This window comes from Candidatus Saccharimonadales bacterium, assembly GCA_036397795.1.
Taxonomy (GTDB): domain Bacteria; phylum Patescibacteriota; class Saccharimonadia; order Saccharimonadales; family DASWIF01; genus DASWIF01.
Map to the genome: position 1 here is coordinate 39,029 of DASWIF010000040.1, position 20,010 is coordinate 59,038.

Consider the following 20,010-nt stretch of genomic DNA (forward strand, 5'->3'; position numbering starts at 1 on the left):
TTGCCAGCTTGCGCTTAAAACTGGTATTTGGACACCTTCTTTAAGTCTAGTAGTCCATTCCCATGCCGCCGCTGGCCGGGGCTGGGGTATTCTTCTCGGGAATATCGACGACTAATGCGCCCATAGTCATAGCGGTGGCGGCGATTGACGCGGCGTTTTGAACGGCTTCTTTGACCACGGTGGTCGGATCAACCACGCCGTCGGTTTTCATATCGATTAGCTTGCTCGGACTATTGACGTTAAATCCCCAGCCGGTCTTTTTGCTTTTTAAGACTTCCGGCAGTTTTTCATCGGCGTTAATGCCGGCATTGGACATGAGTTGCCTAAATGGTTGGACCAAAGAGTTTTTCAACACGGTCGCGCCCGCGGCGTGAGAATCGTTGCCGCTGGCGTCTATCAGCTTGCTCAAATCGACCAGCGTCACTGCCCCGCCGGCTACTATGCCTTCATCTAAGGCGGCTTTGACGGCCGCTACGGCGTCGTCGACGCGGAATTTCTTCTCTTCGATTTCGGTCTCTGTCGCTCCGCCAACTTTAATGACGGCGACTTTGCCGCTCAAGGCCGCCCGGCGTTTTTCCAGATTTTCTTTGTCATACTCGCTGGTGGCGGCCGCGGCTTGGGCGGTTATTTGTTTGATTCTGGCGTCGACTTCAGTTGGCGAACCATTACCTTCAATAATGGTGGTGTCGTCTTTGGTAACGATGACTTTTCTAGCCGTACCGAGCATAGCTAGATCGGTGTTCTCAAAGCTATAGCCCTGGTCTTCGGTGATGACGGTGGCGCCGGTCAAAATAGCGATATCCTGCAAGATGTCTTTGCGCCGATCGCCAAATGCCGGAGCCTTGACTCCGACGGTATTAAATGTGCCTTTTAGTTTGTTTAGAATTAGTGTGCCCATGGCCTCGCCCTCGATATCCTCGGCGATGATGACGAGGTCTTTTTTGCCCGCCTGGGCGGCTTTCTCTAAGACTGGCAGAAATTCCTGGACGCTGGAGATTTTTTTGTCGGTGATCAATATCAGGGGCTTTTCGTAAACGGCTTCCATCCGGGCCGGGTCGGTCACCATGTAGGGCGATACGAAACCGCGATCCATTGTAAAGCCCTCGACGACCTCAGATTCCATTTGCAGACCCTGGCCTTCCTCGACCGTTACGACGCCGTCTTTGCCGACCTTATCGATAACGTCGGCGATAAGGTTGCCAATCGCATTATCGCCGGCGGAGATAGTAGCGACTTCAGCGACGCGGGACTTATCGCTGCCGATGTTCTCGCTCATACCGGCCAGCTTTTTAATGACTTCGGCGGCGGCTTCTTCGACACCCTTTCTGAGTTCCATCGGATTGTGGCCGGCGGCGATCAATTTATTGGCTTCGTTTAAGATATGAAAAGTTAAAACCGTAACGGTTGTGGTTCCGTCACCAGCCACGTCGTTCATTTTGTTAGCGGCCTGCTTAATAAGCTCTGCTCCAACACTTGAGCCGAGCAGTTCGTCGTCTTCATCCGGCAGTTCGATGCCCTTGGCTACCGTCACGCCGTCATGGGTGACAGTCGGCCCGCCGTAACTCTTACTTAAAACCACGTTTCGGCCCTTGGGCCCCAAGGTTACTTTGACGGCGTCGTGCAGCATTTGGGCGCCGGCCAGCACTCGGCGGCGGGCGTCATCGTCATAAAATATTTTTTTAGCCATTTAGTCTTCTCCTTTCAGCTAATTCTCTTTTAGAAAGCGTTTCGACTTCCCCCGTTTCTTTATCCAAAAAATTTTCAAACTTAGGCAAACCAGCAACGGACTCCATTATTTACCTACCGTTGCTAAAATATCTTCTTCTTTGACCAGGATATATTCGCTGCCATCCAGTTTCACTTCCGTGGTCGAATACTCTTTGTATAAAATTTTGTCGCCGGATTTGACGCTTTTAACGTCTTTGCCGACAGAAATGACTTTGGCCATAACGGGCTTTTCTTTGGCGTTGTCCGGCAGGTAGAGTCCAGAAGCCGTTTTGGCCTCCCGTTCGACCGGCTCGGCTACGACCCACTCAGCCAGGGGGGTAATTTTGGCGCTCATAACTTATCTTCTCCTCCTAAAGTTAAACTCGTGTTCTTCTAAAAATATTTTAGCACTTGGTTAATGTGAGTGCTAATTTCAGTTAAAGATAGTACAAACCACCGGCCGGTCTGTCAAGGTTTCGGTCGGTAATCTAGTGTAGTCTAGGGCCGCGATACCCGGCGGTTAAGCCAGCAAGCATAAGGACTATGCGTAGTTGACTCTGACCCCATATTTTGCTAGTATATCTACCCCGGAAACGAAGAGCCGTTAAACCACTTCGTCGCACTTTATTTAGAATATCAGCCCCGCCTTCGTCGTTCCGCCGCAAGCCGGAGTCTCCTCCCACGACTCTAGCATAGGCAATCTCTGTCGCAGAGAGAGCGATGAAGGTATCGACCGGCGAGGCTCTCCCGCGCTGGCGGAGACTCGCTGATCGAGATCCGGACGCGCCGGTTGAGTTGAGGTCTCCGTTCCTGGCGGGACAGCTCAAGCTGCCTGCAAGAGATTTCCTCAACCGCGCGTTCCGGATTAAACCCGGGATTATTACCAATAATCCTCTCTATTAAGCTCAGGTTACCGATAGTTTTGGCCTCACCCGCCACCGCCGCAAATTATCGATAAAAACCTGAGCTTCTTTCTTTTCTAAGCTTGACAGAGGCAGCACTTAGTGGTTATCTTTAATGCCATATCGAAGGCGCCTGGTCGGTGCGCAACAAAATCGGCCATTTTTGGTGCTTTCGAAGGCACTTTTAGAGACTGGAGGTAAGCAAGCAATTTGTCCGCCTACGTGGGAGGAATATCCTTTGGCAGACAGAATTCGGCCTCGTGACGCCCGCGTCTTTCGACGTACGTCAAGACGTGATAAGCCACGGAGCACTCGCCGCCAGACGATGCAGGCAGTCCTTGCCACGCGGCGTCTGAGGTGAGATCAAACCGCCCAGGGTAGCGACACCCTGGCCGGTTCAGCCAGTGCAAGGAAGGGGAACCTAAAAATGGTTCTGAACGTCCGAAATCGGATCGGAACATCGTCCGGTTCGGTCCAGATCATGCTCGACGGCTCACTTCTCTCGGGGACGTATCGTCCAGCATGTGGGGGTGACCTAACTCGTCTCGAGATCGGGGGCAAGACCATCCTCGGCGTGTTCGAGACGTGGTTCGACGAAGAGGTCTTCAACCAAGCTTCAGGGGGAGCCAAGCGGAGTTCACGCTCGTGACCATGACCACCCACGACGCAGACGTCTACATCGTCGACGTCATAGGTCTCAGCAGTCTCCACATCGGCCGCGAGGTGGAGATCAAGGACGACGGCGGTTTGAGCCTCAGGTTGGCCATCAACTACCAGGCTCTGAGCAGGACGTGCAACGTCAGACGGCTGAGTCGGCTGATCGGAGAGATCCGGAGCCAGACCATTCAGGACATACCAGTTTGCTGTGCGGCGCTCGTTCTGCGCGTGCCGTATGGCACAGGTATTCAGGAAGCCGTCGACGAGTTCGTCAAGCTGCTGTGCCAGCGCATCGCTGCGCTCGACGAAATCGAGTTCGAGGCCCTGTTCTCGCCTCGGTACTTCGAGGACAGCGGGACCGCAGTCCACGGCCTGCCCTCGACCAACGATTTCGATCAAGAAGTCGTGGTAGCCCTCACCTGATCAGAGGCGCGTAAAGGCTATCAATTCGCCTTGGCGAATACGCTCACGTGACCCCCACCTCGGGTCAACGTTGCTTACCTCCAAGCTCGTCTGGAGCTGCTTAAGTGTAGGTTCTACCCCTGCTTATGCAGCCTTCAGACCAAAACCAGGGCCTAGGCTCTCGGATATAACAGGTTTCAATGGTTCCTAACGGAACTGTTACCCTGAGATATCACGAGAACCAAGGCCCTTAATTTTTTTTAGGACTACTTCCACTCATGAAGGTACTCGTTAAGTGTTCTATTTCTTCTCTTAGCTGACGGGATCTTGGATCAGGTGATTCAAATCTCGTACTAAGGAACCATCTGCCTACTCGTTGGGCCTTACTATTTGAGCGGGCTGAATTTATGGTGTCTCTATTCCCTACTCCCCGCCCAATAATTGAATCTTCTCTATACCAAACTGGTAGCTCGGCGTTAGCAGTTCCACCGCCGGCAATAGTTATATGCTTGGGGATCATCCAGTATTTACCTGATATGTTAGCGCGAGGAAAAGCCCGCCTAAAAATAGCCTTTGCGATATCGAGGGTGTCCCCAGATGTCTTAACCTCGTCAATTATCACTACATTTTTTTCGTCAAATATAGAAGGTTTAGTCATCACATCTGAGCCAACTTCGCCTGCGCCGTTGTCCTGAACTGGTCTTTGCAAAAAGAGTGCTCTAAGTTCATTAATTCTATGAAAGTCTATGCGATCGGCGTTGATATGGGACAGATTAGATCCTACCTCATCTCTCCATTGTTCTCGATCAATGTTTACAAATTTTATATCCGGCCTGGGAGTGTCATTTCTGACGGTATCCCACATTTGATCCATCATCCATGATACCGGGCGGGCTGACTTGTCTAGAAACACGACATAGTCCGGATGGCTATCCGCCAAGGTGTCTATCAACCTCTCGGTGCGTCTTAGATATTCGGCTCTGAGCTGTTCATCAGATACATCTTCACCAGCGCGACGTATGCCAGTTAGAATCTGATATTGAAAATTCTCAGAGGATTCTTCTGCATTCGACTGCTCATTGTCTGTAGGAGATTTTAATGACATGTTTGTTTTGGCTGACTTAACCCATATATAATACCAAATAACTAGTAAAAAGTCAATATTTGTATTATAATATTTGCTATGGAACTATCTGGACGACCAGCCCAAGATGAGACTGTCCCCATTCGGCGGGGCGTACGGGGCATAACCAAACTGTTGATTGGTATGGTGCTGGACAACGCGGCCGATCGTTTGATGAGGAATCCCGCCACCGGCGAGCCATGGAATCTTTGGCCAGATTTGGGCGACGGCCCAAAACCAGACCACGAGCCAAACGAAGTTTCACTTGACCCTCAGCGGGTTATTCCGGAATCTCTTAAGGGCGTGACGGTTAAAAAAACTGATGAAAAGGGTAGTTTAACCGCCGAATTTTAAGCGGCTAACTTCTTTTCAAACATTGTGTCGTAGTGGCTTAAGACTGAATCAACAGTTGGTAATTTGAATCTGTTGTTAGCGGTTAATCTCATTTTGACCATTTGAGCATGCTCTGTAAACTTACGTTTCAAATAAGTATCGATATTTTCATTGGCTTCGCGGTCGTTACTAATAGCCTCTTTGGCACTGATTATTGTTATGGGTCGAGCATACCATCCACTTGTTTTACTGAAGCCGTCGATATGTCCAATATCAGTTATTGATTCGGTCCCAGCTCCATCGGTTTTACATTGCAGAAAGTGGCGCCCGCTTCTATCAGCCACTAAGATGTCAATCGACTGTTTATTGTCCCATATGCCCCCTGTCATCTCGTGGCGCGGATAATCTTCTCGAGGGTAAGCGCTCCTGACATATGACGATGCGTATAACTGGTGGCGCATTATGTAGTCTCTATAGGCTAATGTAACTAACCATTCAAAGGCTATGCCGGGCAAAACCTGATCGGATTTTATCCAGTCTGTGTAAGTATTAATGTATCGAATCTGTGCTCGTCTGAAATTATTTTCGATGTCGCTAGCTTTGTGTCCGGCCCTTGCTTCCAAGTGAAGTTTGTAAAACTCAATATCAAATTGTCGTCTGAGCATTGAAGTCACGGCCTCGGGATTTTCGTGCAATCTATCAACGTCCAGCTTCGACAGGATTTTCGAGGATTCCAGAGCTGATTTGCCTGCACTCTCATACCCTGATCCCGGTATCATCAAAAAGATGCCGGCTTCTTGCAGCATAGCCGCCATAACATTATTAAACGTGTGTCGTTTTGAAGGTCCCTCAATGAGGCGGCTAATTTTGATTATTGATTCAGGATCCAGCTCGTTTATAAAGCCGGCAGCGTTTTCAGTGTTGTTAGAATTTCTTCTGCTGCCGACTAGAGCCGGTACGAGAGCGGTCACATACTCCGCCGTATTAGCCTCAGGTTCCAACACTCCGAGCGACCAATAAGCTTTGTGGGCGACGATTTTGGCTTCGTGATCGGTTATTGTTGGCAACCGTGAGGGGTGGGCGTTATTAACAATGAAATTATTCTTAAGAAATTTTTGATTTGAACTAAACCTCGTTTTAGGAGCTAAACCACTGGCTGGGTCTTGCACCGCAAGTTTACCTAGCGCGGTCACGCGGTCGTTGTTAAGTCTTTCAACTTCAGTCCAAAAATTTAGGGGTGTTATATCCGGGTTACCGACAAGCTCCTCAAGGTTCATCCTCTGAGGGGCTTGTTGAGTCATCTCAGGCTAGCCTTTTTGTTTTATTCGGCATGTTAGAGTCTAGTGTAAACAAAAACTTTCGCTTTTGTCAAAACCCTCGTGCTTTACATTAATCGTCAGGCAGTGAAATAATGGTAGCTATCTAACTTGGGGGTAAGCTTGGTGCGCACTACATATTTTGTTCGTCCAAATATTCGGCTGTTCAATCTGATAGCAGCGGCAGTTTTACTGTTAACGTTGTTGGTGCCGTTTGCTGGTGTAGTTAAAGCCGCACCGCCATCGACCACGATTAGCTCGAGCGCCCAAACCTTGGGTAACCTAAATAACTTACTCGGCGTTAACGCCGGGACTTCAGGTATTGTTTATTCGCGCAAGAATCCGGGCGTGCTGTGGCTGGTGAACGACCAGCGCGATCGGCCGGATGGCGGCAGCCAAACGTTGTACGCTATCGACCCGGCCGCTTGGCGGGTGCTGGCCCGCTACACCGTTACGACTGCCGCTGGCTCGCCTTATAGCTGGACGGATATGGAAGACATGGCTACCGGCCCCGGCGGTTCGACCGGCTGGTATCTTTACTTGTACGAGAATTTACCCGGCGTTGGCACGAATCATTTATTACGGATCGAGGAACCAATCGTCACGCTTTCGCAGCCGACTAATAACACCGCCACGGTAGCGGTTGATAGAGACGTCAGCTTGAATTTTTCTCTTAGCTCCAATGTGGAAGTTGAGACACTGGCTTATGACAGTACAACCGACACGGCGCTGTTCGTTGAGCGCCGCCGTTCTAATTCTGGCTGTACGATGTCGGCCGACGATACGCCTAACCGAACGTGGAAGGCCGATAACTTTGCCGCCCAAGTTAGCGTAGGCTCCACCGTCCAGTTGACTAGTACCAGCGGCGTGGCCGGGCGGCCGCTGGGCGCGCCTAATAACCCGTTTAATATGATTGGCGGGGGTGATATTTCCGTCGACGGACACGTGTTTGGGGTTAATACCGCTCCCCGGTTTGGCAACTGCACTAACCGCGACGCTTATGCCACTCTTCGCTACCGAGAAGACGGACAGACGTGGGATCAAGCCTTGGCCGCTCAGGTCCAGATTGCTTATGGCGATTCTCGGCAGGCTTTAACCTTTAATTCGGAGTCCTTTGCCTTCGCTACCGATATGAGCCATATTTTATACGGGCCGGAATTTGGCGGCAGTGGCGGGGTACTGTATCGCAAGAACATAACTTACGTGCCGCCAACTGGCACACCCCCACCTCCACCCCCGCCCGACGGTGACCCAGTACCGACGACCGTAGTAGCCCCAGGCTCCAGTTGGCGCTACAACGCCAGCGGAACCGATCTTGGTACGGCCTGGCGCGGTGTCGGTTACAGCGACGGTTCGTGGCCGGTCGGCAATACCCAGTTTGGCTTTGGCGAAAACGACCAAGCGACCACCATCCCCAACAACGGCATCACTTCTTACTACCGCACAACCTTTGACGTGGCCGATATCAGCCAGGTGACGGCGCTTGATCTCAATTTAGTCCGCGATGACGGCGCGGTAGTCTACGTCAACGGCGTGGAAGTTAACCGCCAAAGCATGCCCGGCGGCACGGTTACATTTGGCACTCTGGCCAACTGGACTCCAAACGCAGAAGAAAATGCCTGGCACGCCGCCAGCCTTAGCCCGGCTAATTTGGTTAATGGCGCCAATACGCTGGCGGTTGAGGTTCATAACTCCAGCGCTTCCAGCTCGGACGTAAGTTTTGATCTTGAACTCATCCTGACGGCGACCGACGAAGGTACGCCACCACCGCCACCACCGCCACCTCCTCCGCCCACCGGTTTTAGCGTGGTAGCGGCCGCCGGCGATATTGCCAGCTGTTCCTCGCCCGGCGACGAACAAACAGCCTCGGTAGTTAGTAGTATATTCGCCAGCGGCAGTGGCAGCGTAGCGACGGTAGGCGACCACGCCTACAATGACGGCACGACTGCCGAATTTGCCAATTGCTACGATCCAACCTGGGGCGAATTCAAAGATATTACTTATCCGGCGGTAGGCAACCACGAGTACCACACCAGCGGCGCCACGCCGTATTACAACTACTTCGGCGCCCGGGCGGGCGACCCGACTCAAGGCTATTACTCCTATGACATCGACGCCAATTGGCACGCGGTCGTACTCAACTCAATGTGCGCGGAGGTTGCCGGTGGCGGCTGCGGCGCCAGCAGCGCCCAGACCCAATGGCTCCGAGCTGATTTAGCGGCTAATTCTGACAAGAATGTCCTGGCCTATTGGCACCACCCCCGCTTTACCAAGAACAACTATAACGACCACTTAAATGTTCAACCGCTGTGGCAGGCACTGTATGATTTTGGCGTTGATTTGGCATTAGCTGGCCACGAGCATCACTATGAACGTTACATGCCGCTGGACGCTAACGGTCTACCGGATTCAAACTTTGGCATCCGGGAATTCATAGTCGGCACTGGCGGAATTGCTCTCCGGCCGCAAATGCAAACGCCGTCGGTTTACTCCGAGACCCGCAACTTCACCGATTGGGGTGTGCTCAAGCTGACCCTGACGGCTGACAGCTACGCCTGGGACTTTGTCCACGTGGCCGGTGGTACATATACCGACAGCGGCAGCCAAGCGGTCCATGGCGCTCCGTCAACACCTCCGCCCCCGCCTCCGCCGGCCGTGGAGGATTTGCCAATTGATCCCGGCTCGGCCTGGCTCTATAACGACAGTGGAGCTAATTTAGGCACTGCCTGGCGTGGCGCCGGCTACGATGATAGCTCGTGGTCTAATGGCCCGGCCCAACTGGGCTTTGGTGACGGCGACGAGGCAACGGTAACTATAAAAAATGGCATTACCACTTACTTTAGGAAGAAATTCAATGTTAGTGACGTCTCAGCCATCAGCGACCTGACGCTCAATCTTGTCCGCGATGACGGTGCCGTGGTCTACCTAAACGGCGTTGAAGTTGTTCGGTCCAACATGCCGAGCGGCACCATAAACTTTGACACCAACGCGGCCTCGACGATTGCCGGTGCCGACGAAAGCGCCTGGAACGTCTTTACCGTCAGCAAATCTAGCCTGGTAAACGGTACTAACACCATCGCGGTAGAGATTCACAATAACGGCAGTACCAGCTCGGATATCAGTTTTGACCTGGAGTTGATCGCCAATACGGCTCCAACGCCTCCGCCGCCCGGGCCGGATACGACTCTGCCCGAACCGTTTTCCGGTTTTACGGCTGGCACGGTCTTTAACGGGCCGAGCGTCACCTTGAGCGGCACGGCCACCGATAACGTCGGCGTCACGCAAGTCAAAGTTGGTGTCAGGCAACGCTTTGGCTCACAACTGTGGTTGCAAGCCAACGGAACCTTTGCCGCTAGTACTATCAGGCACAACGCCACCGTCACCAACGCCGGCAGCCAGTCGGTCGGCTGGTCTTACTTTATTGCCAACCTGCCATCCAATGACTATTTGATGTCGGTCTATGCTATCGACGCCGCTAATAACTGGGGACCGATAGCCAGCTGGGTGACTTTCTCAGTTAATTAGATTTAGCCAATAATTCTTCGGCGACCGCTCGTTCTGACCATTTGATTTTCTGATCGCCGATTACTCGGTATGTTTGGTGGCCGATGCCGGCCAGTAATATCGTGTCTCCCCGTTTTGCTAGCTCCATTGCTTTGGCGATAGCACCCCGCCGGTCGCCGACTTCATAAATCTCGGCGCCGTCGACTACGCTGTCAGCCCCTTGCAGTACAGCGGCCCGAATCGACAGCGGGTTCTCGCTGTAAGGGTCGTCGTCAGTCACGATCATGACATCGCTAAGACGGGCGGCGATTTTGCCCATGAGGGGACGCTTGCTGGCATCTCTATCTCCGGTGGCGCCGAACACGGTGATAATTCGTCTCTTAGTTACGCCCTGGAGGGTCTCTAACACGTTCTTGAGCGCGTCGGGCGTATGAGCATAGTCGATAATGATGTTGAACCCTCGTTTTGTCGGCAAGTTCTCCATCCGGCCCGGTACTTGCTCCAGGTTCTTAAGACCTTGGCTAATAACCTCCGGCTCCAAGCCCAAGCCGTGGGCGATGGCCGCGGCGCAGAGCGCGTTATAAGCGTTGAATTTGCCGGTCAGCTTTAGTTTGACCTTGATTAAGGCTCGTTCCAGCTTGAGTTCTAACACCGAACCGTGCGGGCCCAGCTTGGCGGCGGCTATCCGGCAGTCGGCATCCGGATCGACACCGTAGGTTATTACCCGGTCTTTTGGCTCGAACTTGTCAAAAAAATGAAACCACTCATCGTCGCGGTTGAGAATATGCAGACGAGCCTTTCTTCTAAAGAGCTTGCCTTTAGCGGCGGCGTAAGCATCCATCGACCCGTGCCAATCAAGATGGTCCTGCGTTAAGTTGGTAATGGCCGCTACCTCGATCGGGATGCCCCATATGCGGGATTGGCTGAGCGCGTGCGAGGTAGTCTCCAGTATGACCCAATCAACCTGGGCTTGCTTGAACTGCTTTAGCAGCTTAAATAGGCGGAACGGGTCGGTCACGGTCATGTTGGTGTCGTTCGGGGTTTGTCGGTCGCCGACCTGGTAAAAAGCGGTCGTACTTATTCCGACCCGCCAGCCTTGTTGTTGCAGGATCTTGCCCAGTAGAGCCGCCGTTGTAGTCTTGCCGTTGGTGCCGGTAATGGCCACTACTTTAAGCGACCGAGCGGGCAGGCCGTAACGAAGGTTGGCCGCTATCGCTTGCAGCCGATGATAGGCGGGCAAAAGGGGTTTTGCCAGCGAAATCGGGACTATCCGTTTTAACCAAGCCATCATTGACTACATCATACAATGGCGGCTAATCGCCGCCAACCGCCGTAACTAATATTGACTTCATAGAATATTCGTTATATAATATAAGAATGTTAAGGATGTGTTATGTTTAAACGCGTGATTTTCAAAATTCTAGCGGTGGTGCTATTAGCCGGCTTGTTCTGGCCGCTTAGCCAGACCACGCTGCCTTTAAACGCGACGGTTCGCGACCGGCGCTGCGAGACCATGATTGCCGGCAACCGATCGCGCCTTAACGCTTCACAAATCGCTTGGCTGGAAGACCAGTGTGAGCAAAACGCCAGGGCCGAAGCGCGCGCCCTACCACAAGGTGCATTTGAGCCGTTTTTATTCCCCGATAAAGAACTAGACCGGTATGGCCACCCGCTAGCTTGCATGGATTTGTCGCCTGCTCGGTTTGGCAAGGTTGACAATCCCAACGTACCCAATCCGAACGCCGCTGGCGGCCAGGCGCCGATCAACGTTACCGGTCAATTTATCGTCGCGCCCATAAATGGCAAGATTCAAATCTTTCAACATCAGGTTTTTTGGGATATCCGGGCCGATAGTACTCCGCTCAAGATCAAATATCAGCTTTACAAACGGGCCGGCGCGGCCAATGAAGACGTGGCAACCTTGACAAACTTGGTGCCCTATCAGATCAGAAGTATCTGGACGGTCGTGCCGGAGCATACTCTAAGCGACGGTTTTTATGTTAAAAACGGCAACCAGGATTACACCATCGGCGGGGTATTGGTCCGAAACCGCAGTTGGTATCCGGACACCTATTGCCATGATAAACGCGCTCCGACCAGGATTCCTAAGCTGCTGATGGATTTTGCCGAATCCAAGGGCTGGGGCCAGGGTTTCAACGCGTTGAAATCGGCCAAACTTATCCGGTTTGAAAACTCAGGGGCCAAGACTAAAGCCGGTGACTGGTCAATTACCAAGCAGACCGTGTCACTACCCTCAGAAATTAACTGGACGGGCAACTACCCCTGGTTTTATGACAACGCTAATGATTACCAGCCGACTAGCGATAATCTTGAACCATACGCCAAACCTTACGAGTGCTTAATCGCCGTCAGCGGGGTTTGCCCCCAGCCGGTTTTCCCGGCCGGAGCAGTGACATTTAAAGGCGTGGCTGGCGACAACCTCAGCCTTAAACGGGTTATGGTTGGTGTCAAAGATATGACTCACGGCGCCTGGCTGAAACCGGACGGCAGTTGGCGGGCCAAACTTATCCGGATTCCGGCTAGTTTAAGTTCACCCGCAGCCAACCCGCTGTACGCCGATTGGAGCCTGAACGTAAACCTGCCAGCCGGCGTCTATAAAATGATCGTTCGTGCCGAGGACAAAGCCGGTAACCGCGGCAATATGTCGCCGGTGATGTACTTTACCGTCGATTAGGCCCCGCCGCGGGCGCGTGCGGTAAAATTAAGATTGCGTGAATGTCCTAGGGATCGAGACCAGCTGTGATGAAAACGCCGCGGCCGTCGTCAAAGACGGCCGCCAGCTTTTAAGCAATGTAGTTTTGAGCCAAGTCGACCTGCACAAGCTCTACGGCGGCGTGGTGCCAGAAGTAGCGGCTCGTAGCCACATTGAAGTTATGACTCCAACGATTGACCAAGCCATCGATCAATCAGGCCTGAGTTGGGATGAGATTGACGCCGTCTGCGTGGCTAATGGCCCGGGACTGGGCGGCAGCCTGTTAATCGGTACTTTGGCCGCTCGGACGCTGGCGTTGATAAAAAATAAGCCGCTTTATGGTGTCCATCACGCTTTGGGGCACGTCTACGCCAATTTTATTGACTGGGACCATTCCGCTAAAGCCAAACTCGACTTGTCGACCGCCACCGCCTGGGCCGAGCCGGAATTTGAGTTATTAGCGTTGATTGTCAGCGGCGGGCACAGCCACCTAGTGTTGCTATCAGACCATCAAAGCTATCGACTTCTGGGACAAACCCAGGACGACGCTGTCGGCGAGGCCTTTGACAAGGTGGCTAAATTGCTAGGCTTAGCCTATCCCGGCGGACCGAGCATCGAGGCCGCCGCTAAAGCCGGCCATCCCGACTTCTTAAAATTACCCAAAGCCAGTATGCCGGGGTTTGATTACAGCTTCTCCGGGTTAAAGACGGCCGTGCTTCGCGCCGTCCAAGCACTGGTTGGTGTCGATTATAATTTTCCTTCAACCGAGCTCGCTAATAAACTCAATAAGACGCAAATAAGTGATATCGCGGCCAGCTTTCAACGGATTGCGATCGAAACTCTTGTCGACACCGCCGAGTCGGCTTATAGTCAATTTAGACCCAAGACCGTGGTCATCGCCGGTGGCGTGGCGGCTAATAGCGAACTCAGGCGGCAACTAGCTAAGCGGCTGCCGCTCGATATCCGTTACGCACCAATCTCGCTTTGCACCGACAACGCCGCCATGATCGCGGCTCTCGGCTTCTACCGCGCGCGGGCTAAAGCTGCGCCGGACAGCCCCTTTAAGCTGGACATAAATCCTAGCCTAGTCCTATAAATTAAAACAACAGATACTTGCTTTTTTATAAAACTTATGCTAATATTTAATTACGATTCAATTCAAAATCAAAATGTCAACCGAACAATCACCTTCTCATCCAATGGAATCTCCCATTGACCCCGAAAACGCCGCCCACCGGGCCGCCACCGAGGGCTTAAGGCGGGAGTTGAAGGCTCACGATGAAGACCAGGCTAACAATGCTCACAATCTGGCCACCGATGATTTGCTTAGTCTGCTGCGCGGTCACGACAAAGCCGAAGACCAGGCTCAAACTAGAGCCAAAACCATCAACAGTATAGTTTCATTACTAGCCATGCCCGAGGAGAATTTAATAGCCGCCGTATCCCCTAGCGGTGACTCTAAGGGCAGCTTAGCCGCGGTAATTGCCGGTCGGGTGGAAGATGTTGTAGAGCGAATGGTCACTGATGATAACGGGCAAATCGATTACGCTGAAGCTTTCGGGTTAATTGAAGATTGTCTACTCGAAGCCGACCGAAGACTGCACAGCGACGAGTTCAATCCGGCTGAGCACGAACAATCGGCTGGCATATTGAGTGTCATACTGGACAATTTAAGAGCGGAGTGGCGGGCTTAATCCGCCGCGACTGAAGTGATGACCCTCCTCCCCTGGAGGTTTTTTATTGATTTGGTTACACTGGTTGGGTAAACAAACATTAAAACCAAACCCGGTCATAACGGTGGGATTAGGATACTAGTAAAGTGTTGCTAGTTATGTATTTGTTTGTCTTTCATGTGAAAGAGGATTGACCCAAGACCTAAATGAAACTGTCAAAAACTTATAACCCCAAACTGTACGAGGCTGATATTTATCAGTTATGGGAGCAGGCGGGTGCCTTTGCGCCGTCCGGTAGCAGCGATACCTTTACCATCATCATGCCGCCGCCCAACGCCAACGCGCCGCTGCACATCGGCCACGCCCTGACCAACGCGATTCAAGACGTTATGGTCCGTTACAACCGGTTGAAGGGCAAGGCTACTTTATACTTGCCCGGCGCGGATCACGCTGGCTTTGAGACCTGGGTAGTCTACGAAAAGCAACTTAATAAAGACGGCAAAACCCGGTTTGATTTTAGCCGCGACCAGTTATTTAAGCAGGTTTGGGATTTCGTGGCGGCTAATCGAGGGAGGATGGAACAACAGGTCAGAGCCATGGGCGCCAGCGTGGACTGGAGCCGCTACACCTTTACCCTGGACCAATCGGTGGTGGATACGACTTATAAAACCTTTAAAAAACTGTGGGATGACAACCTGGTTTACCGTGGTGAGCGGATTGTCAATTACTGCACCGTGCACGACACCAGTTTTTCCGATATTGAGGTCGAATACCTCGAGCGCGACACCAAATTGACTTATATAAATTACCCGCTGACCGATGGTAGCGGCCAGATCACAGTGGCCACCACCCGGCCGGAAACCATGCTGGGCGATACCGCCGTAGCGATCCATCCCAAAGATAAAAAATATAAAGAATTTATCGGCAAAACTATCAAATTACCGCTGACAAACCGCGAGATCCCAATCGTGGCGGACGAGGCCATCGACGCCAGTTTTGGCACCGGTGCCGTCAAGGTCACGCCGGCCCACGACCCGACCGATTTTGACATCGCCCAGCGGCACGACTTGCCGGCTATATCGGTCATCGGCTTCGACGGCAAAATTACTTCGGAAGCGCCGAAAAAATATCGTGGCCTCAGCGTCGAGGACGCCCGCCAGGCGGTAATTAGCGACCTCAAAAAGCTCAAGGCGCTGGCCAAACAAGAAACTTACCGGCACTCGGTCGGGATCTGTTATAAATGTCATAACGTCATCGAGCCGCTCTTAAAAGACCAGTGGTTTATCCGCATGCAACCGCTGGCGGAAACGGCCATCAAGGCCATCAAAGCCGACAAGATTAAATTTTACCCGGCGGCCAAAAAAGCCCAAGCGCTGAAGTACTTAAGCGACGTCAAGGATTGGAATATTTCGCGGCAAATAGCCTGGGGTATACCGATTCCGGCTTTTCGTAATGTCGACAACCCGGATGATTGGCTGTTTGACGAGCGTGTGGTCCAAGAAGTTATCGAGGTCAGTAAGAAGCACTACGTCCGCGATCCGGATGTGTTTGACACCTGGTTTTCCTCCGGCCAGTGGCCGTTTACCACACTCGGCTATCCAGACGGCCAGGACTTTAAGCGGTTTTATCCCACCTCTGTCATGGAAACTGGCGGCGAGATTTTCAACCAATGGGTGCTAAGAATGATAATGCTCGGGCTTTATGCCACCAGCGATGTGCCCTTCACTACTGTTTATATCCATGGCTATGTCCTTGCCGCCGACGGCACCAAGATGAGCAAGTCGTTAGGCAATGTAGTTGACCCGATGGACGTAATTGCCAGCCACGGTTCGGATGCGCTGAGAATGGGGCTGATCAGCGGACGGGTGGCCGGGGTGGCCAGTGCCTTTGCCGAGGATAAGATTATCGGGGCGCGCAACTTTGCCAACAAACTATGGAATGTCGCCCGTTATATCGAAGGGGTTTTAGGCGACGACTACGCCTATCTTGAGCCCCAGGCCAAATACCCCGCCGACGACTGGTTCATCCATCGGCTTAGCCTGGGTGTGAGCGATATCGGCCGGTTGATGGACGAGTACCGCTTCTCGGAAGCCTATGAACGCCTCCACCACCTGTTGTGGGACGATTTGGCCGATTGGTACCTGGAAGCCAGCAAAATCAATAAAAACGAGCACCTGCTGGCCCATGGGCTAAAGACCTTACTTGCCCTGGCCCATCCGTTTGCGCCGTTCGTGACAGAGACCATCTGGCAGACCCTCAGCTGGACCGAAGGCCAGCTCATTAGCGGCCGCTGGCCCAAAGCCGCTAAAGCGGCGGCTAGTGGCGCCGAAGACTTTGAGCTCGTGAAGAACGTCGTAACCGAGATTAGAGAACTCAAAAGCCAACTTAGGCTAAGGCAGAACACGCTATATCATCAAGGTGATCCAATCATTGCCGAAAACGCCGAACTGATTGCCAAACTGGCCCGGATAATCGATTGCCGCGAAGTAGAATCGGGTACCGGCCTGCACCTGAGTCAACCGGGCGTCGAGGCCTGGCTGGACGTCGAACACGACGTCATCAAGGTATATCTGGAAAACTTGCGCCGGCAGCAAACAGATCTCGAATCCCGTCAAAAGCAAATCAAAACCAGGCTGGACAACAAAGCCTATATTAAGAACGCGCCCAAAGCACTCGTCAGCGAGAGTAAAACCGAGCTTGGCGAGATTGAAGCCAGCCGGCAAAGAATTGACGCGCAAATTACGGCTGCCGAAGCGACAATCAACAACTAGTACCCCTGTGGCCGCTCTTGACTCATTAATCGGTTTATGCTTAGATTACAGTTGATTCTCGTGGTCTTTGTTCACGGGAATTGCAGGGGCTAAACGGCCTCTTCACAAGCAGAAAGGAACTACCGTGTTGACGTTCATTTTGACGTTGTTCGCAATCGTCCTACTGGTGACGGTCATCGACCTGATCGAGCAGGCTGCCCGGCGGGGCGACTACGAAGTCGATGACTCCCTGGCCGCAGACTGGCTGGAAACATGACCGGCTACGAACGAGCCAGTCGGCGCGCGTCGCGCAATTTCTCGGCCCTCTTACTACTGCTCGTGGTCCTACTGCTTTGGACCGGCGGCAGTTTTGAGCAGACCGGCTCATTGGGGAGCACTTTGATACCGGGAGGGCTGTCGGTGGTGGTGTTCGCCTTTCTGTGGCGAGCAACAGCCACGCTCAATGAGTTTCAGCGAGACCGAGACAACCAGTCTCGTTGAGACCACAGCCACACTAAAAGGGGGCGGCCAACTCGGGCCGTCACCCTATTGGTCTTTAGGACCAACCTTTCTGCTTGATCTTCAACTTTTCAAAGACTTTGATCTAAGACTCAAGGGTTTTGAAAAGTGGGAGAACGGCTAAAGACAATTTGGGCTAAGTTTATCATTTCCTCGAGGTGGCTGCCATCCATCCTGGCCTGATAAGCTAGTAGTAACTGATTACCGTAAACTCGATCAAAAATTGAAAAAGTGCGATTGGGTCGGCTTTCAAGAGAAAGGTTATAGGCCAGACGATAGTTTTTAAAGTCCTGCCTTAATGTAATCGACTTAAGACTGGCCGGCTCAGGTTGCAACGAAGCGCTTATAAGAGCGGGCTCGCCGTCGTCATCGGATGTCGACGTGAATTCCAACTCCAGACCTTGGTGGAACAGCTCGTCGTAGATGACGTTGTTTATTTGCCGCGCGCGCAAATCGAGCAGTCCTTCGGAGCCAGCCTCGTAACCCTCCGGTATCTCTGTTCCCAGCGCAACCGCGGAGAAGTGTAAATGGCGGTCTGGTCCGGTTCGTTCCATATCGATATTATACGCCGCTTCTATACGTTGAATAATGCCAAAAAAAATGATTTAATAGTGTAAGTTGCGAACTTCGGTGAGCAAGGAGAGTCACGTGCCGTCCCTCAAACAGGTGTTGAGCTTTGCCCTGATGGTGGGGCTGCTGTTTTTGGTCGTCAGACACCCATGGTTCATGGATTGGATGATCAAGATAGTAAGGGGGAGATGGTTGACTCTGTTGGGTTTAGCGATCGGTATCGGTATCGGCGTAGGTGTCTGGTTGAACGCCAGAGCCCGCGGGCGCCGCTGATCGCCCATTGACAGGCAAGGAGAAAACTTGGAAAAGCTACCACCGTGGCTAGAAATCTGGCTCGAAAAGAACCAGCGAGTCCCGACCGAGGGCGAACGCGAAGCGCTGGGCTGGTGGCTCGACCGGGGTCGGTTGCGACTCGTCAGGCGGGTGCCCGATGCCCGCTAGGACGTTCAAAGACTGGCGCCGCCAGCTAATCGAGAACCCGTCGGATGTCGACCGGCTCGAAGTCGAGCTTTTCACGGCCGGGCTGCGAATAGTCCTGCCGCTACTGGCCATCAGCTTCGTCTTGGCTTGGATCGACCAAGCACTGTGGGTCATTTGGCCCGCCAGCTTAGTGCTGATCGTGATCGGGGTGATTGTCTTGATTGAAGATCAAGTAGTCGCTCCCGTAAGGCGCGACCTGGCTTCACCGCCGGAGGGCTGACCCTCTCCGGCGGTGAAGCTGCCCTCTTCTCCTTGCCGATAATTTATTCGATCTCCATCAGCTCCGTAAGGGGCGCGCTGCTCAGCAAACGAACCAGGCGATCCAGGTCTTCCAGGTTAATTTCAATCTCTTTTATTAGTTGAAATCTATCGTCAGCTTCGCGGTCAAAAACCCTGTACTGATTGCGTTTTCGGCCATCAAATCGGTATAACATCATCTGATCCTCAGACCATAAACACAAGACTACTTGTCCGTCGTTTTGAGCCAGCCCGGCCTCCAGCCAACTCTCGCTAAATGGGTCATAAAGCCTGCCCTCAAATCGTCTTTGCGAGTTGTTTTTAAATAATTGGGCAACTAATGTATCTTTTAGCTCCTTCGTCCGGCCCCTTAAGTCAGCCACGCCGCATTCATCATCGGCTAGAGCAACGGAGGAGAAGGCGATACTTTGTTCGTAAGACTGTTCAGACATTTTTGGTTTTTAATTTTAATGGCTTATAGATGTTAATTATACGACTTTTGTCAAATGTGGTTTATCTTTCCAGTGTTTGCTCGATTCGTCTAACGGATTCAGCCGGGTCAAAATCATCAAACCAAAACACCCGCCAGTTAAATCTTTCGGCTTCTGTTAAATTAGCCCTCGAGTCGTCGATAAAGAAAATCTCCTGCCCTTTACAGCCGGCCATCGCCTCGGCTTTAAGATAAATCTTGTCTTCCGGTTTGACCGCGCCAACCTTAGTCGAGTCGACGATAGCGCTGAAATTAAGCTGCGGCAGGACGCCCAGACCGAACATTTCTGCCAAGAATCCCGGCATGATATTGGTAAGCAGCCCGATTTTGTACTTGGTCTCCGCCCGGGCTAAAAATTCATGGGTTTCTTTGATCGGCTGAACCGAACCCATGTAATGCCGCCGCCAGTCGACTCGTTTTACGCCTAAGTGATGGGCCATCGATTTATTAAAGCCCTCAAGTGTAATTTCTCCTCGGTTACACGCGTCATTGTAGTGCCAGAAGGTACTCTCGACCTTATCCAGCGGTACGCCGGTTTCTTCCGACAGACTGACAAAGGCGTGGTGGTAAAACCGTACCATCACGCCATTGACGTCGCAGTAAATGAACTTGACGGCCGTCGGGACGGTCTTAA

The 20,010-nt window shown here is 52.4% G+C and carries 18 protein-coding genes; 10 read left to right on the forward strand and 8 right to left on the reverse strand.

Translation table 11 applies throughout. From position 1 onward, the window contains the following. Positions 1-46: 46 nt before the first annotated feature. Positions 47-1,687: a chaperonin GroEL gene (gene groL, locus VGA08_02665; protein HEX9679497.1), complete on the reverse strand. Its 1,641-nt coding sequence runs from the start codon at positions 1,685-1,687 to the stop codon at positions 47-49. Positions 1,688-1,792: 105 nt separating this feature from the next. Beyond that, a complete protein-coding gene (locus VGA08_02670) occupies positions 1,793-2,062 on the reverse strand; it encodes a co-chaperone GroES (protein ID HEX9679498.1) in 270 nt (89 codons plus the stop codon). A gap of 1,198 nt (positions 2,063-3,260) precedes the next feature. Here VGA08_02670 and VGA08_02675 point away from each other — a divergent pair. After that, on the forward strand, positions 3,261-3,689 hold the full coding sequence (locus tag VGA08_02675) for a hypothetical protein (GenBank protein ID HEX9679499.1): 429 nt from the start codon (positions 3,261-3,263) through the stop codon (positions 3,687-3,689). 229 nt (positions 3,690-3,918) lie between these two features. Here VGA08_02675 and VGA08_02680 read toward each other — a convergent pair whose 3' ends face one another. Beyond that, entirely contained in the window at positions 3,919-4,773 is an 855-nt protein-coding gene (locus VGA08_02680) for a hypothetical protein (GenBank protein HEX9679500.1), read from the reverse strand. 78 nt (positions 4,774-4,851) lie between these two features. On the opposite strand from VGA08_02680, the gene VGA08_02685 reads away from it, so the two are divergent. Further along, positions 4,852-5,145, forward strand: a complete 294-nt coding sequence (locus VGA08_02685) for a hypothetical protein (protein ID HEX9679501.1) — start codon at positions 4,852-4,854, stop codon at positions 5,143-5,145. Here the strand turns inward: VGA08_02685 and VGA08_02690 are convergent. Beyond that, on the reverse strand, positions 5,142-6,425 hold the full coding sequence (locus VGA08_02690; protein HEX9679502.1) for a hypothetical protein: 1,284 nt from the start codon (positions 6,423-6,425) through the stop codon (positions 5,142-5,144). The genes VGA08_02685 and VGA08_02690 overlap by 4 nt on opposite strands. Before the next feature lie 141 nt (positions 6,426-6,566). Here VGA08_02690 and VGA08_02695 point away from each other — a divergent pair, with 141 nt between their 5' ends. Further along, positions 6,567-9,965 (forward strand): metallophosphoesterase, encoded by a 3,399-nt coding sequence (locus tag VGA08_02695; protein HEX9679503.1) that lies wholly within the window; start codon positions 6,567-6,569, stop codon positions 9,963-9,965. Here VGA08_02695 and VGA08_02700 read toward each other — a convergent pair. Continuing rightward, positions 9,958-11,235 (reverse strand): UDP-N-acetylmuramoyl-L-alanyl-D-glutamate--2,6-diaminopimelate ligase, encoded by a 1,278-nt coding sequence (locus tag VGA08_02700; GenBank protein ID HEX9679504.1) that lies wholly within the window; start codon positions 11,233-11,235, stop codon positions 9,958-9,960. The two genes, VGA08_02695 and VGA08_02700, sit on opposite strands and share 8 nt — an antisense overlap. Positions 11,236-11,337: 102 nt before the next feature. On the opposite strand from VGA08_02700, the gene VGA08_02705 reads away from it, so the two are divergent. The 5 genes from VGA08_02705 (at position 11,338) to VGA08_02725 (ending at position 17,357) form a co-directional block, all read left to right on the forward strand. Further along, positions 11,338-12,639, forward strand: coding sequence for a hypothetical protein (locus tag VGA08_02705; GenBank protein ID HEX9679505.1), 1,302 nt, complete (start codon positions 11,338-11,340; stop codon positions 12,637-12,639). Positions 12,640-12,676: 37 nt separating this feature from the next. Then, positions 12,677-13,753: a tRNA (adenosine(37)-N6)-threonylcarbamoyltransferase complex transferase subunit TsaD gene (gene tsaD, locus VGA08_02710; GenBank protein HEX9679506.1), complete on the forward strand. Its 1,077-nt coding sequence runs from the start codon at positions 12,677-12,679 to the stop codon at positions 13,751-13,753. 103 nt (positions 13,754-13,856) lie between these two features. Further along, complete coding sequence (locus tag VGA08_02715) at positions 13,857-14,351, forward strand: hypothetical protein (GenBank protein ID HEX9679507.1); 495 nt, start codon at positions 13,857-13,859, stop codon at positions 14,349-14,351. Positions 14,352-14,536: 185 nt separating this feature from the next. Next, positions 14,537-17,101, forward strand: a complete 2,565-nt coding sequence (locus VGA08_02720) for a valine--tRNA ligase (GenBank protein HEX9679508.1) — start codon at positions 14,537-14,539, stop codon at positions 17,099-17,101. Between the two features lie 124 nt (positions 17,102-17,225). After that, positions 17,226-17,357, forward strand: a complete 132-nt coding sequence (locus tag VGA08_02725) for a hypothetical protein (protein ID HEX9679509.1) — start codon at positions 17,226-17,228, stop codon at positions 17,355-17,357. Positions 17,358-17,691: 334 nt separating this feature from the next. Here VGA08_02725 and VGA08_02730 read toward each other — a convergent pair whose 3' ends face one another. Continuing rightward, positions 17,692-18,153, reverse strand: a complete 462-nt coding sequence (locus VGA08_02730) for a hypothetical protein (GenBank protein ID HEX9679510.1) — start codon at positions 18,151-18,153, stop codon at positions 17,692-17,694. A gap of 76 nt (positions 18,154-18,229) precedes the next feature. Here VGA08_02730 and VGA08_02735 point away from each other — a divergent pair, with 76 nt between their 5' ends. Both VGA08_02735 and VGA08_02740 read left to right on the forward strand, forming a co-directional pair. After that, positions 18,230-18,442: a hypothetical protein gene (locus tag VGA08_02735; GenBank protein ID HEX9679511.1), complete on the forward strand. Its 213-nt coding sequence runs from the start codon at positions 18,230-18,232 to the stop codon at positions 18,440-18,442. 157 nt (positions 18,443-18,599) lie between these two features. Further along, positions 18,600-18,869, forward strand: a complete 270-nt coding sequence (locus tag VGA08_02740) for a hypothetical protein (GenBank protein ID HEX9679512.1) — start codon at positions 18,600-18,602, stop codon at positions 18,867-18,869. 43 nt (positions 18,870-18,912) lie between these two features. Here the strand turns inward: VGA08_02740 and VGA08_02745 are convergent, their stop codons facing one another. Further along, entirely contained in the window at positions 18,913-19,338 is a 426-nt protein-coding gene (locus tag VGA08_02745; protein HEX9679513.1) for a hypothetical protein, read from the reverse strand. Between the two features lie 61 nt (positions 19,339-19,399). Continuing rightward, a partial coding sequence (locus VGA08_02750; GenBank protein ID HEX9679514.1) for an HAD family hydrolase occupies positions 19,400-20,010 on the reverse strand: 611 nt, incomplete at its 5' end.

Excerpts from the sequence above, each read along its gene's own strand:
- VGA08_02685 (HEX9679501.1), top strand. The coding sequence starts at position 4,852 with ATGGAACTATCTGGACGACCAGCCCAAGATGAGACTGTCCCCATTCGG.
- VGA08_02715 (HEX9679507.1), top strand. The coding sequence starts at position 13,857 with ATGGAATCTCCCATTGACCCCGAAAACGCCGCCCACCGGGCCGCCACC.
- VGA08_02705 (HEX9679505.1), top strand. The coding sequence starts at position 11,338 with ATGTTTAAACGCGTGATTTTCAAAATTCTAGCGGTGGTGCTATTAGCC.
- VGA08_02670 (HEX9679498.1), bottom strand. The coding sequence starts at position 2,062 with ATGAGCGCCAAAATTACCCCCCTGGCTGAGTGGGTCGTAGCCGAGCCG.
- VGA08_02700 (HEX9679504.1), bottom strand. The coding sequence starts at position 11,235 with ATGATGGCTTGGTTAAAACGGATAGTCCCGATTTCGCTGGCAAAACCC.
- VGA08_02690 (HEX9679502.1), bottom strand. The coding sequence starts at position 6,425 with ATGACTCAACAAGCCCCTCAGAGGATGAACCTTGAGGAGCTTGTCGGT.
- VGA08_02675 (HEX9679499.1), top strand. The coding sequence starts at position 3,261 with ATGACCACCCACGACGCAGACGTCTACATCGTCGACGTCATAGGTCTC.
- VGA08_02680 (HEX9679500.1), bottom strand. The coding sequence starts at position 4,773 with ATGTCATTAAAATCTCCTACAGACAATGAGCAGTCGAATGCAGAAGAA.
- VGA08_02740 (HEX9679512.1), top strand. The coding sequence starts at position 18,600 with ATGCCCGCTAGGACGTTCAAAGACTGGCGCCGCCAGCTAATCGAGAAC.
- groL (HEX9679497.1), bottom strand. The coding sequence starts at position 1,687 with ATGGCTAAAAAAATATTTTATGACGATGACGCCCGCCGCCGAGTGCTG.
- VGA08_02745 (HEX9679513.1), bottom strand. The coding sequence starts at position 19,338 with ATGTCTGAACAGTCTTACGAACAAAGTATCGCCTTCTCCTCCGTTGCT.
- VGA08_02730 (HEX9679510.1), bottom strand. The coding sequence starts at position 18,153 with ATGGAACGAACCGGACCAGACCGCCATTTACACTTCTCCGCGGTTGCG.
- VGA08_02720 (HEX9679508.1), top strand. The coding sequence starts at position 14,537 with ATGAAACTGTCAAAAACTTATAACCCCAAACTGTACGAGGCTGATATT.